General features: G+C 66.5%; 14 protein-coding genes. All 14 read right to left on the minus strand.

The window, feature by feature from the left end; all coding sequences use genetic code 11:
* Positions 1 to 157: 157 nt before the first annotated feature.
* The 14 genes from ACI799_RS02320 to ACI799_RS02385 all read right to left on the minus strand — a co-directional run bounded on the left by ACI799_RS02320 (position 158) and on the right by ACI799_RS02385 (position 13,400).
* Positions 158 to 970: a hypothetical protein gene (locus tag ACI799_RS02320; protein ID WP_456612325.1), complete on the minus strand. Its 813-nt coding sequence runs from the start codon at positions 968 to 970 to the stop codon at positions 158 to 160.
* An 11-nt stretch (positions 971 to 981) separates the two neighbouring features.
* A complete protein-coding gene (locus ACI799_RS02325) occupies positions 982 to 2,145 on the minus strand; it encodes a cysteine protease StiP family protein (RefSeq protein WP_456612326.1) in 1,164 nt (387 codons plus the stop codon).
* Positions 2,142 to 3,569, minus strand: a complete 1,428-nt coding sequence (locus ACI799_RS02330) for a phosphoribosyltransferase family protein (protein WP_456612327.1) — start codon at positions 3,567 to 3,569, stop codon at positions 2,142 to 2,144. Before ACI799_RS02330 ends, ACI799_RS02325 begins: the two co-directional genes overlap by 4 nt.
* Complete coding sequence (locus tag ACI799_RS02335) at positions 3,566 to 4,726, minus strand: HpcH/HpaI aldolase/citrate lyase family protein (RefSeq protein ID WP_456612328.1); 1,161 nt, start codon at positions 4,724 to 4,726, stop codon at positions 3,566 to 3,568. Before ACI799_RS02335 ends, ACI799_RS02330 begins: the two co-directional genes overlap by 4 nt.
* Before the next feature lie 124 nt (positions 4,727 to 4,850).
* Positions 4,851 to 5,276 carry a hypothetical protein gene (locus ACI799_RS02340; protein ID WP_456612329.1) on the minus strand — a complete coding sequence of 142 codons (426 nt, stop codon included), beginning with the start codon at positions 5,274 to 5,276 and terminating at the stop codon, positions 4,851 to 4,853.
* A 536-nt stretch (positions 5,277 to 5,812) separates the two neighbouring features.
* Positions 5,813 to 6,376, minus strand: coding sequence for a TerD family protein (locus ACI799_RS02345; RefSeq protein ID WP_456612330.1), 564 nt, complete (start codon positions 6,374 to 6,376; stop codon positions 5,813 to 5,815).
* Positions 6,377 to 6,389: 13 nt separating this feature from the next.
* Positions 6,390 to 6,878, minus strand: a complete 489-nt coding sequence (locus tag ACI799_RS02350; protein ID WP_456612331.1) for a hypothetical protein — start codon at positions 6,876 to 6,878, stop codon at positions 6,390 to 6,392.
* Positions 6,879 to 6,939: 61 nt separating this feature from the next.
* On the minus strand, positions 6,940 to 8,163 hold the full coding sequence (locus ACI799_RS02355) for a toxic anion resistance protein (protein ID WP_456612332.1): 1,224 nt from the start codon (positions 8,161 to 8,163) through the stop codon (positions 6,940 to 6,942).
* A 43-nt stretch (positions 8,164 to 8,206) separates the two neighbouring features.
* Complete coding sequence (locus tag ACI799_RS02360) at positions 8,207 to 8,779, minus strand: TerD family protein (RefSeq protein WP_456612333.1); 573 nt, start codon at positions 8,777 to 8,779, stop codon at positions 8,207 to 8,209.
* Positions 8,780 to 8,857: 78 nt separating this feature from the next.
* On the minus strand, positions 8,858 to 9,535 hold the full coding sequence (locus tag ACI799_RS02365) for a TerD family protein (protein WP_456612334.1): 678 nt from the start codon (positions 9,533 to 9,535) through the stop codon (positions 8,858 to 8,860).
* 266 nt (positions 9,536 to 9,801) lie between these two features.
* The gene (locus tag ACI799_RS02370; RefSeq protein ID WP_456612335.1) at positions 9,802 to 10,380 is read right to left on the minus strand and encodes a TerD family protein; all 579 of its coding nucleotides are present in this window, start codon (positions 10,378 to 10,380) and stop codon (positions 9,802 to 9,804) included.
* Between the two features lie 210 nt (positions 10,381 to 10,590).
* A complete protein-coding gene (locus tag ACI799_RS02375; RefSeq protein WP_456612336.1) occupies positions 10,591 to 11,166 on the minus strand; it encodes a TerD family protein in 576 nt (191 codons plus the stop codon).
* Between the two features lie 255 nt (positions 11,167 to 11,421).
* Positions 11,422 to 12,678, minus strand: coding sequence for a GmrSD restriction endonuclease domain-containing protein (locus ACI799_RS02380; RefSeq protein WP_456612337.1), 1,257 nt, complete (start codon positions 12,676 to 12,678; stop codon positions 11,422 to 11,424).
* A 5-nt stretch (positions 12,679 to 12,683) separates the two neighbouring features.
* Positions 12,684 to 13,400: a hypothetical protein gene (locus ACI799_RS02385; protein ID WP_456612338.1), complete on the minus strand. Its 717-nt coding sequence runs from the start codon at positions 13,398 to 13,400 to the stop codon at positions 12,684 to 12,686.
* Positions 13,401 to 13,588 lie beyond the last annotated feature (188 nt).

Below are 13,588 nucleotides of genomic sequence, written 5' to 3' on the forward strand. Positions count from 1 at the left end.
GACGGGAGGGGCCTGACCGCCCGAACCGCGGTTGGGCGAAAGTTGCGCAGTCCGGCCAGCTGACCCATTCGCCGTGACTATCGGCAGGATCGCGGGAGATCTGAAACCGAACCGGCTCAGCTGTTCGGCAGGTGCGAAGTCGAAGACCCCTCAACCTTCAAGAGTCCACGGGCGCTCCTGCGTTGACCGCGTACGCCGCCCAGTGGGACGCCCATCTCAGGATGTCGACGCCAGCCTGGATGCCAGTGGAGGAGACGACGTCGACCGACGGCATCTGCCAGCCCGACTCGGCGATCTCACCGTGTCCAGGTCGGACGCCCCGGTCAGCGGCGGCAAGCATGGTGATGTCCAGCAGCGAGTCACCGGCGGCCAGCGTTGTCGTCGCGCCGGCGCGCCTGGCAACTTCCCGCATGGCTGCGGCTTTGGTCAGCGGACGAGGGACGACGTAGAGCTTCCGCCCCTGGAGCGACACGACCCACCCAGCGGGGCTGGCCCATTGTTCGAGCCGCTGCACCACGTCCGCTGGCATGAGCGCCCGCTCCACGACTCCGTAGCAGAACAGATCCGAGGCGGTTCTCGGCGGCTTGGCCCACGCAGGGTCACAGGCTCGCGTCAGGGCGGTGAACGCCTCGTCGAGGGGCGCCACCGTGTTGACCGCAGTGCGAATGTGCTCGGCCCAGTCGAGGTCCGGTACGCCATCCACCAGGAGCACTCCACCGTTCGCCGCAATGGCGAATCGCGGCGGCGAGTCGGGCAGCAGCACGCGCGCGAACTGCTCTGGCGTCCGGGTCGTGACCGGTACGACGACATGATCGGCCACCAGGCGGGACAGCAACGCCAGCCCGGACGCCGTCATGAACGAAATCGCTCGTCCGTCGAGGTGCTCGACCGGGACGAGGTCCTCGGGCGGGCGTGCCCCGGCGGCCAACCGCGAGTAGATCAGGGTCCGGTCGAGGTCGCTGGCGATCATCACTCGCGGCGTCATCCACGTTCCAACGGATCAGTGCGCGGACGCACGATGCCGACGCAGGAGTAGGCCATGTCGTCCACCAGCTCGACGGCAGCGCCACGCTGGTCCGCGAGCACGAGCACATGCTCGAGATCTACGACGGCGTCCCGGCGCATGAGAATCTTCCACGGCACCCGACGAAGCAGCACCCGCGTCGTCTCGCCGACGCCAGGCTTGACGAGATTCACGTCCCCCACTCCGTACTCCCCCGCCAGTCGATGCACCGTCTCCCACCCTGCCCACGTCGGCGTACGGTCCACTGCCCGCAAGACGGGGAGGTCCGCGGCCACCCGCCCCGTGACTGCGGCGAATTGTTCGCTCACGACATCGAGGAAGAGATCGGACACATCGTTCGAGGCGAGGTCGGCGTAGAACTTCGCGCCATGGAACTGGCGCGGACCGATCAGGTCGTCGTTGAGGACGGTTCGCGAGACGAGGCCTGAGACGGTCGAGTTCAGGCAGGCCGACGGAATCAGGAAGTCTGCGCGCGTTCCGAACAGCCGCACGCACCGCCCGGGGTCCGCCAGGACCGCGAGGTCGGCGGAGAAGCGATGCTCCGAAGACAGCTCCAGCGCGATATTCGCCTCGGCGACGGCGTCGGTGAGCTCCCGAGCGATCGCCCCCTTGCCCGTCCACCCATCGACGAAGACCACGTCGGCCGGGTGGTGATGGGCAGCGAGGTACGCGAGTGCCACCTGGTCGATCCCGCGGCCCCGAACGATCGAGGCCGCGTAGTGCGGCAGGTCTAGGCCGTGGACCAGACGAGCCCACCGCCGCATCAGGATGCCGATCGGCGTCCCCGCCCGTGCCAACGAAACCAAGACCGGACGTCGGCTTCGCTCCGTCAGCACCAGCTCGGTGACCAGGCCTACGGCGTGCGCCAGGGCCGGAGCCGAAGACCTCAGCGCCCGGGTGAAGAGTTCCTGGTATTCGGGCCCGGGTTGGTACTCGACCGGCAGGGAAGCCGCGTAGTGAGCCCGCCCCGATTGGATGGCCTCCTCCCGCTCCTCGATAGGCGCCTCCAAAGAGGCCGACGACAAGTCGGTGAGTAGCCAACTGACTTCGTCGGTGCGGTACGAACCGAAGGCAGGTCCCTGGAGCGGAGTCGGCAGTGTGTGGACTTCGAACAGCGTCACCGCATTGCCTCCGCGGTAGGTCGGTGGCTCGGCACGGCAAGCACGTAGACAAGTCCAGGAACGACGTCGGCCAAGAGTTCCGGCAGGGGAACTGAATCCGCAGGCCATGACCGGCTCGCGTCGTCGATCACCAGGACGACCACGTCGAACGGCGCTCCTCCGATCGAGGGCGCGACGTTGTAGGCGTAACGCAGTCCGGGGCCGTCGGCGGGATCGTCGTGGCTACCGAAGGTCAGTACGGTGCGGAGTGCGTAGCCAGGGTCGTCCACCGGAACGACGGGTGAGCGGGTGGTGCTGGAGAAGAGCACCTGCACTCCACGGTCCTCCAGAGGGCCCGCCAGCTCGCAGGCGATCCGCATGGGCAGATACATCAGCTCTTCCATGCCGAGCACGAGCAGCCGGCTGCCGGAATGCTTCGGTATGACCGGCATCAGTCCACGAGCGCACGCACGGACGGCGTCCTCGAATGCCGACCGATCTGATGAGGTGAAGCCGTGTCTGGCACCGTCCCGGACGTCGCCAGGCCACCGCGCGGTGGTGGGCGCCTCGAACAGTGAGCCTCCCGCCTCCGCTCGCGTGATCGGAGGCTGCCGGTAACGGACGACCAGTTCTCGACCGCGGGACAAGGCGTCGGCGGGTAGGTGGATCCGCCCGGTCGCTAGCGCGACGACGTCCACTCGGAGACCCATGTCAGCGGCGAACTCATCGAGCAGTCGGCGGTCCTCTGCTGAGCGGAGATCGACGAGCGCCGCCACCAGGTAGCGGTCGCGCGGTGCGACTGCCTCGACCGCGCGAATGGTGTCCATGACGGTAGCGCCGGTGGAGAGCTCGTCGTCTACCAGGACCAGCGGCCGGGGGCTGGCCAGAAATTCGGGATCCTCCGGGAGCAGCAGGTGGCTGGTGGCGTGCGAGTGAGTCTCCTCGAAGGCACCCACCGGCGCGACAGCCGACGCGGGCCGGCGGGTGGAGTGCAAGTAGTCGGCGAAGAGGGCGTCCGCGACGGAGTGACCAAGTCCGGTGGCCGTCTCGGCGTACCCGAGCACCAGCGCGTCGACGGTTGGCATGTCCCCGCGATGCCGGTCGCAGAGAGCGAGCAGCCGGTCCGCCTCGGACCCGTCGGCCCCGCTCAGCGCTGCCTTGATCAGCCTGCCACCCTCGTCAGCGAGCCCTCCCGCAACCCCGGAGAGGCGGTCGGCAACGAGCGCGCCGAGCAGTCGGCCCGTGCCGTAGACGAGCCGGGGGTCGGCCGGCACGTGCTTGCCGAGAACCCGGCTGACCAAGAGGTGGGCGCGCTTCGGGTTGACCCGCAACGCCATGCCGACCAAGTCCTCTGCGACAAGGCCACCGACTCCTGAGTCGGTGTCCACCTCGACGCCGAGCCGGTCGGCGGCCCAGCTGCCGCTCCACACCGCCGCCTCGGTCACGCGGTCAGCCCCGCACCCAGCAGGTCGACGAATGACGTGGTACGGCGCGCGACACCGAAGACGCGAGATCGCCGCAAGATGTGTGCTGCCCACGCCGCGTGTGGCTTGGACTCGTTCATCTTGTTCCGGAGGGCGGACGCTGCAGCTCCCCCGGTGGCTTCGGTGCCGAGGATGTCGACGGCGTCGCTGTACTCCTCGTGCGTCACAACCGACAACGCATGAACCGCCGCCACATGAGACGGGTGGATGACAGTCTTGCCTACGAGGCCATTGGCCCGGTCGAGCACCACCTCACGGATGAGGCCGTCCAGATCCTGCGCGATGAGGTCGGCTCGCAGCGACCGTTCCTGGTGATCGGTGAATGGCGATTCGCGCAATTGTGGCTTGAACAACCGCTCCGGGCTGGGAAAGTACTCCCAGACCGGACCGGTCACGAGGATGCCAGAGCCGTCAGCTCGCCCGAAGACGTTGACGATGTCGGAGATTGCGTCGGCGACGACGCGGATGTCGTACGCGGTCAGCTCCCGGCTGCGGCGGAGGCCGTAGACCGCTGATAGATCGGTAGCACCGATGCGCATGGCGAGGACGTGCCTGCTGTAGTCCTCCAGGAGGCTTCGCACTCCAAGCAGCGCCGGCAGCCGATTCTCGACGTGGATGATTTCGGGTGACTCCAGCACGGGCATTACCCGCAGCAGCCGACCTGTGCGATCCGAAGCCGCCACCACCTCCTCGAGGAACGCTCCGCCGGTTCGGTCCGTGAACTTCGGCAGGACGAAGCCGGTCAATACCGGCAGGTCTCCGCCCAGCCCGTCGACGACAGCGGGGATCTGTTCGGGGGATCGGACGCGGACGAAGACCATGGGACCGTCGGGGTCGAGCGCCGCGTAGTCACGCAACTGTTGCACTACGTTGCGCTGCGCCTGAACGACCTCGGCGTCGGGAATGGCATCTTCGAGGCAGACCACCACGCTGAGCACGCCGGCGGCCCGCTGACGATGGAGATCCTTGGCCAGTGCCGGCCGTGTAGCGGGGCTGTAGAGCGTCGCGCCGAGTGCGAGCGCCAGCACGGAGCTGTCGTCCTCGGATGTGAACGGCTGCGGCGGGAGGTGGAACAGCCGTTCCACCTCCTCGCCGGACAGGTGGTCGAAATGACGCACGGAAACCTCATCGGGGGACCACCGTGGACTCGGTGGGGCCGCAGTGGGCGGCGGACGGGCAGGGGCAGGTGGACACGTCCAGGTCAGGAACCCGAAGGGAACACCGACTGGCGAACCGTGGCGATCACAAGACCGGCGTGGAGCTGTCGGCCCACGTGATGCGGTCGTAGCCGAACGCGCGTGCAACCTCGCGCACGGTGCCGGAAATCCTCTCCATCTCCGCACGTAAAACGAATTCACCGGCGATGTTGTACAGCGACAGCAGCGCGACCGGACCGTCGTGCTGGCCGAGATCCAGCGGCAACTCGACTCGGCCGCCACCGAAGGTGCTGATGCGGAGGGTGCCTCCCCAAGCGAGTTCTCGGCCGGACTCCGAGAAGGCGTAGACCAGCAGCCGGGAGAGCGAGGTCGACTGTCGCAGGTCGACGGTCAGCCGTTCGTACTGTTCCCACGTCCCGGTGATGACCGGACGGCGAGAGCCGGGCGGTGCCACGGGGATGCCGGTGGCCCGTTGCACGATGGACGATGTTCCGTCCGCCAGCTGATACACAGCGCCGAGTCGGATGTCCCCGACCGCCGGGGAGCACACCGCCTCGATTCGGAGCGTCCCGATCCCGGACTGAATTCGGTCGAGAGTGACCGTCGGATCGCGGGGCACCAAGATTGTTCGGCTCTCCGGCGCGACCCTACGAACGGACCTCCGTCGCACGAGCGGCGCATCGGGCCCCGGAAGGGCTGGCGCGGGCGCCGGGTCGCTGGTCGACAGGTCGAGTGACGACGTAAGCGACGACCCGCCTGTGCCGGTCCCACCCGATGGTGAAGAGAGGTCGAGAGGATCAGGGGGCGTGGGCGGTGAGGCATGCGCGGACGACAGATCCAGCGACGTGAGGGAGCGTGGTTCGATCGTCGGCGACGACAGTGGGGCCCTTCTCGTCCGTTCGGGGCGTGCGACTCGGCCGGCGAAGAAGTCCGCGACCGCCGAACCGGCTGAAGCGGCCGCCGTGGTCGACCCCGGGCTGCGCAGGGTCCGATGCCGGAGCCACGGCAGGTCGCGTCGAGGCGGCCCGTAATGAGGGAACCGGGTCATCACAGTGGCAGCCCGTAGTCCGACGCGATGCCTGTGATGCCGCTGGCGTACCCCTCGCCAACCACCTTGAATTTCCAGTCCCCGCCGTGCCTGTAGATCTCGCCCAGCACCAACGCAGTCTCGCCAGCGAGCGCAGTCGTCAGGTTCTCCGAACGGACCAGCTCCCGGTTGCTCGATGCCTCCCTGACGCAGACAGCCATCTCTCGCAGCTGTCCAAGCGTTCGCCGCTGCGCGGTCCCATCGTTGAGATAGACGACGAACACGATGCGGGCGATCTCCGACGGGACGTCGAGCAGGTCGATCTCGACCTGCTCCTTGTCTCCCGCAAGCGCCGTCTCCAGTTGGCTGACAGATAAATCCGGCGAGGTCAGCTGATTGAAGAAGACAAAGTGCTCGGCGGACGGCGCCTTGCTGGCGGTATCGCACAGAACGGTGCCGAAGACAAGGTTGTCCTCGAGCACGCGTTCCACGCCCGCATTCCACGAGACGCCGACGACGATCTGCGAGAGCCCGGGGATCTCGCGGGTCAGTGCGACGTTGGCACCGCGGCTCATCACCGCCATGAGGGTTTCACCACTAGAGGTCCAGGTCCGATCCGGAGAACTTGCTGCGCAGGAAGCTGCCCTGCGTCATGAGTGCGTCCACGTCCTGCTGCTGGGTGGCCTCGAGCACGGCCAAGGCTGAAGACTCCAGCGCGTCCAGCTGCTCCATGAGGGATTGGGCCGGCGTGCGGCCCGATGGGCGCGGAGCATCGACCAACGCTGCGTCCACCGCGAGGAAGCTTTTCACCGTCGTAGGGAGGTAATCGGTCACCGTGCTGCGCACGGAGATCACCGCGTAGACGTCGAGCGGACGCACCTCTGACGTGTCGACGATCTCCGCGAGCACGTCAGTGACCCGGCGCGCAGCAACTACGGCAGACAGCGGAAGTCGGCCCGCAGCGGCATTGACCAGCCGATTGACCGACGCGATTGCTGAGCTCAGCGCCTCGGGGCTGTCGGCCGGATCCTCCGCCAGGTCCGCTGGGACCAAGGTGGAGACCTCTCCCCTGCGGAACCACGCCATCGTTTACCCCTCCTCACGCCAGGATCCGCCGAGCTGCAGTCGTCGGCGGATCCTGGCAGTCTCAGCTACCGGCGAGCTCGTTACGACGAGTGCGCTCCAGGTAGGGCTGCGCCCGTTCGATCTGACCCTCCAGTGCTTGGACGGTCTGCGCCATCGAGTCGACGGCCTGCGCCCGGAACGTGTCCAGGGCGTCCATCGTCGCGAACACGTTGTCGAAGGCAGCCTGAAGTTTCGCGACGTCCACCGTCGAGGACGCGGCCTGCTGGTTGATCGCCGCGCCCTGGATCCGCAGCTGTTCCGAGGTGGACTCGATGAGGTTTGAGGTCACCGTGTTCAGCGCCGTGATCTGATCGAGTACCAGCTTCTGCCGGCTCAATGCCTGGGAGACGATGACGGCGGTCCGCAGCGCCGCGATCGTCGTGGTCTGTGCGCGGTCGACACCGCGGATCAACTCGATGTTGTTCCGTCGGATGAGATCGAGGGCCATGTAGCCCTGGACGGCAACGGCCATCTGCGTCTGGATGTCCTGCCGCCGCTGACGCACCGGGAACAGCGCGTCGGATCGGACCACGTTGGCGTCCTCGGCACGGCCAGCCGCCTCGAGCTCAGCAATCTTCTCCTCCAGCGCCGAGTCGAGGGCAGTGGCGAGCTCGTTGTACTCCCGCAGCTTGCCCATCAGCGTCCACATGTTGGCCTTCTCGGTCTCGATGGCCGCGTTGTCCTTGCGCAGCTCGTCCTGACCGGAGTCGAGCGCCTTGATGATGGCGTTGAGGTGCGACTGGGCCGACTTGTACTTGTCGAAGTAGCGGTCGATCTTGTCGCCACCGGGCAGCCACTTGAGGATCTTCTTCACGCCAGTGAGGTCCGAGCGCTTGGGGTCGAGCTCGGTCACGGTGTGTCGCAGATCGATCAGAGTGTTGGCCACCCGGGTCTGCGCATCACCGCTCTTTCCCTTCCCCACAGCCGCGGCTGGACGCTCCAGCATCCGGTTGGAGACGGCGGCCGACGACCGCATCTCACGCTCACCCAGGGAGGTGATCGATCCAACCTTTTGCGTGAAGGCCGGTGACTTGGTGTCCAGTGACACCAGCTCGGCGACGAAGGCGTTGGCCTTGCTGCGGAGCTCGACGGTCTTCGCGTCCTCGAGAGCAACCGCCTCGGCCGCCTGCTCCGGGGCCACCACTACGACAGGCTGTGGCGGGGCGAGCACCAGCGCCCCGGTACCGGTGGTTGCCGAGGTCGCGGCGGGCGGGGCCGTGGTGGAGCTGAGGTCCAGTTCGGACATGGTTGTTCCTCCTCGAGGACGGTCGCGATGTCGTGGGGAAGAGCTAGAGCGCCGCGGCCAGTGCCGGGAGCAGGTCCTTGAAGGTCCGCCCAGTCGCAGGGATGCCGAGGGCCGTCATGTCCCATGCAGCCCCGTTTCGGCTGACCTTGGCCATGATCTGCGCGTTGTGGCGGCCGGAGCCGCTGAGGTCGTATCGCGCGATCTCGGCGCCGTTCGTTTCGTCGATCAACCGGCAGAAGGCGTTCTCGATCTGCGAGAAGTCCTGGCCGGTGAAGGAATTGACGGTGAACACGATGCTGGTGACTGACTGCGGCAAAGCCGTGAGATCGACGCGGATCGACTCGTCGTCGCCATCGCCCCGGCCAGTGAGATTGTCACCGGTGTGCTGGATCGAGCCATCTTTGCTCTTCAACTGTCGGAACCACACCTGGTCGACAAGGTTGCCCCGCGCATCGAAGAGCAGCGCGGATGCGTCCAGGTCGATCGACTGGCTCTTGAGTCCGCCGAAAAAGCCCTGCTTCTTGACGGCATCCCATCCAAGGCCCATGCGGACCCGCGTCAGTGTTCCACCATCCCGCTTGGCCAGCGAGACCTTCTGTCCCTTGCTCAGGCTCACGCTCACGGTGCTCCCCATTCTTTTCGACTTAGGTTGATGCGCACTATGCGCAAGCGGTCGGGCATGTGACCCGGTCCGCTACTTGGTGCCCCTCGACCAGCGCATCCCCCAGCCGTATGCCTGATCCAGTTGAGCCTGATTGCCGTCGATGTAACGAATCTCTCGGCGGACCGACAGGTCCCCATTATTCGGGGTGAGGAGAGCGATTGCGCACATAGGCGCCCCCGCCCGAGCCTCGTCCAGACGCACCTCGATCTCAGGACCGGCCGCCGGGAACAACGTCACGACGCCGTCAGCGGCGGCCCAATTGGGCACGCCCTCGTAGATGTAGGCGAAGATGAGCACCCGCTGGATAAAGGCGGCGTGGTCGAGGTTCACGAAGAGGTTCTCGCCCGCCGTGTTCGAACCCGAACGGTCGTCGCCATCGAGCCAAATGGTGGGCTTGCTGACACCCGGGGCCGCTGCGCTGAAGGCGTTCCCGAGAGCCTGGACGACTCCCTTGTTGCCGTCCGTGAACTCGTACAGACAGCCCAGGTCGAGGTCGATGCCCGTGGGGCGCCGGAACAGGCCTCCACCGCCCGACGGTCGGGCGTTCCAGTTCAGATTTACCCGCAGCATGCCGCCGACGACGCCCTGCTTGGTCAGAGAGACGGACGGCGATGCCTTCGTCAACGTAACTTTGGACAACGACACACCGCCATTCCCCGGCTGCGCGCTGCCAGGAGCCGGCGACCGCTTGGTGTAGTCGATTCCCACGTGAACTGCCTCTCGCGTTCGAGCGCCAGCGATTCCGACGCCGTTGGATTGATTATGGGCGACTGCAGATGCAACTAGTCGCCGCCCGCCTCAGCTAGGCCTTCCCGAGTTCCGGTCCCGAGAACTCAGGTGACCGGAGAGCGGCGAGAACCAATGCCCCGCAGTCGCTCACGCGTGAGAACAAGGTCAGCACGCGTGAGCGTCCTCGGTCGCCTGCCGGCGCCTGCCCTCCACCGCGTAACTGTGGAGGGCAGGCAACTCGCGAGTCAGCCGACGCTGACGCCGAAGTCGCGGGCGATACCGGCCAACCCCGACTGGTAGCCCTGGCCGACCGCCCGGAACTTCCAGTCACCCCCATGCCGGTAGACCTCACCGAAGATCATGGCCGTCTCCGTAGAGGCATCTTCGGACAGGTCGTAGCGTGTGATCTCAACCCCGTCGGCCTGGTTCATGACGCGAATGTAGGCGTTGCGGACCTGGCCGAAGGACTGCCTCCGGCTCTCCGCCTCATAGATCGACACCGTGAAGACGATCTTGTCTACGCTGCTCGGTACGCGCGCGAGGTCGACCTTGATGGACTCGTCATCGCCGTCACCCTCGCCGGTCAGATTGTCGCCGGTGTGCTCGACGGAACCGTCCGGAGAGGTCAGGTTGTTGAAGAAGACGAAGTGTTCGTCGGAGAGCACCTTGCCAGTGACGTCGACGAGCAGCGCCGAGGCGTCGAGGTCGAAACTGGCCCCTGATGTCGTCCGCGCGTCCCAGCCCAGCCCGACCAGGACAGCAGTCAGTCCTGGTGCCTCCTTCGTGAGCGAGACGTTGCCGCCCTTGGAGAGGCTGACACTCATGTGCATTTCCCTTTCTGGTGACGTGACGACCGCGCACTGGAGCTTGGTTCCGTGCACGACCGCCGCCTGGAGCCCCGTGACGTCTAGCAACCGCAGCGCTACGGAGCGGCCGCCTTGTCTAGCACGCAGCTAGGACGGATCCCTAGCAACAACGCGACGCCTGGGACTCGTGTTGGGGAGGAGCCCAAGCCTGCGCGGTGGAGGTCCGGATCAGAGGTTGATGCCGAAGTCGCGGGCGATCCCGGCCAGACCGGAGGAATAGCCCTGGCCGACGGCACGGAACTTCCACTCGGCCCCGTTGCGATAGAGCTCACCAAAGACCATGGCGGTTTCGGTTGAGGCATCTTCGGAAAGGTCATAACGGGCGAGCTCACTGTTGTCCGCCTGATTCACCACCCGGATGTAGGCATTCCGCACCTGACCGAAGCTCTGCCCCCTCGTGTCAGCGTCGTAGATCGACACGGGAAACACGATCCGGTGCAGATCCGCAGGTGCACCCGCGAGATTGACCTTGATCTGCTCGTCGTCGCCGGCACCCTCACCGGTCAGGTTGTCGCCGGAGTGTTCGATCGTCCCGTCCGGCGAACGGAGATTGTTGAAGAACACAAAGTGCTCGTCAGAAACCGCTTTCCCTTCCGCCGTGCAACCGATCCCAGAAGCATCCAGGTCGAATGGCTGACCATCCGTCGTGCGGGCATCCCAACCCAACCCAACCGTTACGGATGTCAGCCCTGGGGCCTCTTTGGTGAGTGAGATGTTGCCGCCCTTTGTAAGGCTGATTCCCACGTGCTTCTCCGTTCTCTGATACGAATCTGACCGTTGTGGGGGAATCCCGGTGCGTGCAGATGCGAGCAGATCGCTCGGCGCCGAAGCCCAACACCCCTGCTTGCTACGGACTCGAGCGGATCGTAAGCGCCCCCCACCTCAGAGTCACGCAGCCCGGTACGTCGCCCGCCCCTAGGGCAACAGAGGTCGCTGACTCCGCGCCCGTGCCAGCCAGCCGGCCGCTGCGGTGACCGAACCAGGGGGTGCTTGATGACGTCATTCGCATCCGACGCCGTCCTGGTTGCCGTCGAACTTGGGCTGCCAGCCGGGCTCGCCAGGATGGATCGGGGCGGCACCAGCTGCACGAACGGCAGCGCAGTTCTGGTAGTGGACGCCTTCCGCCGGGGGCGGAGTGGACGTCGGGGAGGCCGTGGAGCGTGAGCTTGGCGAGGGCGCCGTCGCGCCAGCGTTGGAGTTCGCCGTCCGGTCGCGGTCGCCCAGCCCACCAGACGGCAGCGGCTCGTCAGGGCACTTGTCGAGGACCGTCGCGATGGCGTTTCTCTCCGCTCTCGTCACCCAGAGCCCGTAACTGGTCTTCACCGCCACCTGACGAGCGACGTACGCGCAGCGATACGCGCGGTTAGGAGGCAGCCAGGTGGCAGCGTCACCGTCGCTCTTCTGCATATTCAGCGGACCGTCCACAGCGAGAAGGTTTAGGGGGTCGTTGGCGAAGGAGGTTAGTCGCGAGGCGTCCCAGCTCTGAGCGCCCTTCTGCCACGCGTCAGACAGCGCCACGACGTGATCGATCTGAACGGCCTCGCTCGTTTCCGACCCGCGCTGGAAGTGGATCGTTCGCCCCGAGTACGGCTCGGCCAGCGTCCCGGTCAGCACCAGGCAGTCACGGGTACCAGGCTTATACGTCTCCGCGTCGAGGTCTCTGGCGAGGATGTCGTTGCGGGTATCGCAGCCGTTGCGGTCGATGTCCGCCCACGGCTCGCCGAAGAGGTCGCGGTCGTAGCCGGTGCTCGGCGCTCTTCCCTTCACCTCGAGAGAACCCAGTGCGGCAAGTGCCGACGAAGCAGGCGCCGACGTGATCGCGTCGTTGGCGGCGGTATCGCCCAGAAGACCCGTCGACGCATCAACGCCCGCTCTCTCAGGTTGCTCGACGACACCTGCGGGCGGGTCGTCATCCGCCTCGCCAGACGGAGGAACGACGGATGCAGGGACGTCGATCGCATCGGACGAACCATGAAGAGGGGTGGGTCCGGCCACGGCACCACCAACGAGCATGGTGATCATGCCAGCAGCCGTCACCACCACAGCACTCTTTCGGCTCCGAAGGCGCATCCAGCGGACGCGGCCGACCAGGATGCCGAGCGCGCCGGTGAGACACACGAGCAGGCCGGCGGCAAACACCAGACCGCTCAAGCCCTGCGACAGGTAACCCGCGCCCAACATCGTGACTGCGATTAGTACGGAGATACGGCGGGTCGCCTTTCGTGGTCGCGAGCGGGACCGGTCGGTCATCGTCATGCCGGCTACTCCCCCCGAGCCGCCAACCAGATGGCGTGGTCGACCTCCCACGGCGTAACCGGGCAGGTACCGTTGTGGCTTAGGAAGGCCGCGACGTCGATCAGTAGCTGCTGTGCGACCTCCGGGTCACGGACGCCATGAGGAGCCAGCCACCTCAGGACCATCCGGTCTGGCTTGATGCGAGCGTCGTCCCCGCAAAGCATCCAGAAGTAGCCCCGGCGGATGCCGTACCGCCCTTCACCACGGACGCGACGCATCCCGTTCTCGATGGATGCGAGCAGCGGCGGCGTCGCCAGTGCGCGGTTCGCACCGTCGAGGTCACGGATCCCGTGGTCCAGCAGCACACGGGTGTAGCCGAGCACCGCCTGCGCCTTGGTGACTCCGCCCCGAGTGGAAGTCCGCTGACGGTTCCTGGCGACAGCGAGTAGCGCGTGCTCATCCGGGAATCGGTCGAGGAACCGATCCAGGGGGTAGGCGTCCTCCTCCGGCACGCTCGACGTCAGCAGGGCGCCAGTAGCCCGGTCCTCGAGGACTCGCCGCACCAGCGGCGCGACCACGCCGTCGTATCGAGCGCCGATGCTCCAGACCGCGTCCAACACGCACGCGGACAAGCTGGCCCAGCGCTGCTCGCGCGGCCGGGGGCGGAGCACTGCGACGCGCTCTGCGACGTTCGCGACCACGTCATCCGACGGCGGAACGCGGAAGAGGGTCGTAGACGTCATTGGTTCAAAAACTCCCCGTTAAACTCGGCCACCCTGCCGAGGCCCAACGGGACCCTGCCACTTCCAAACGACAGTTCCCGCCAACCACCCGGCGGCATCACCGTTTCGAGTGCACACGCTGGATCAGCCACCTCGGCGGGCACGCCCGCCCCAAAGCCAACAGCAGGGGACCGTGTCCGGCCACCGCG

The sequence above is a fragment of the Blastococcus sp. SYSU DS0753 genome, from assembly GCF_054051175.1.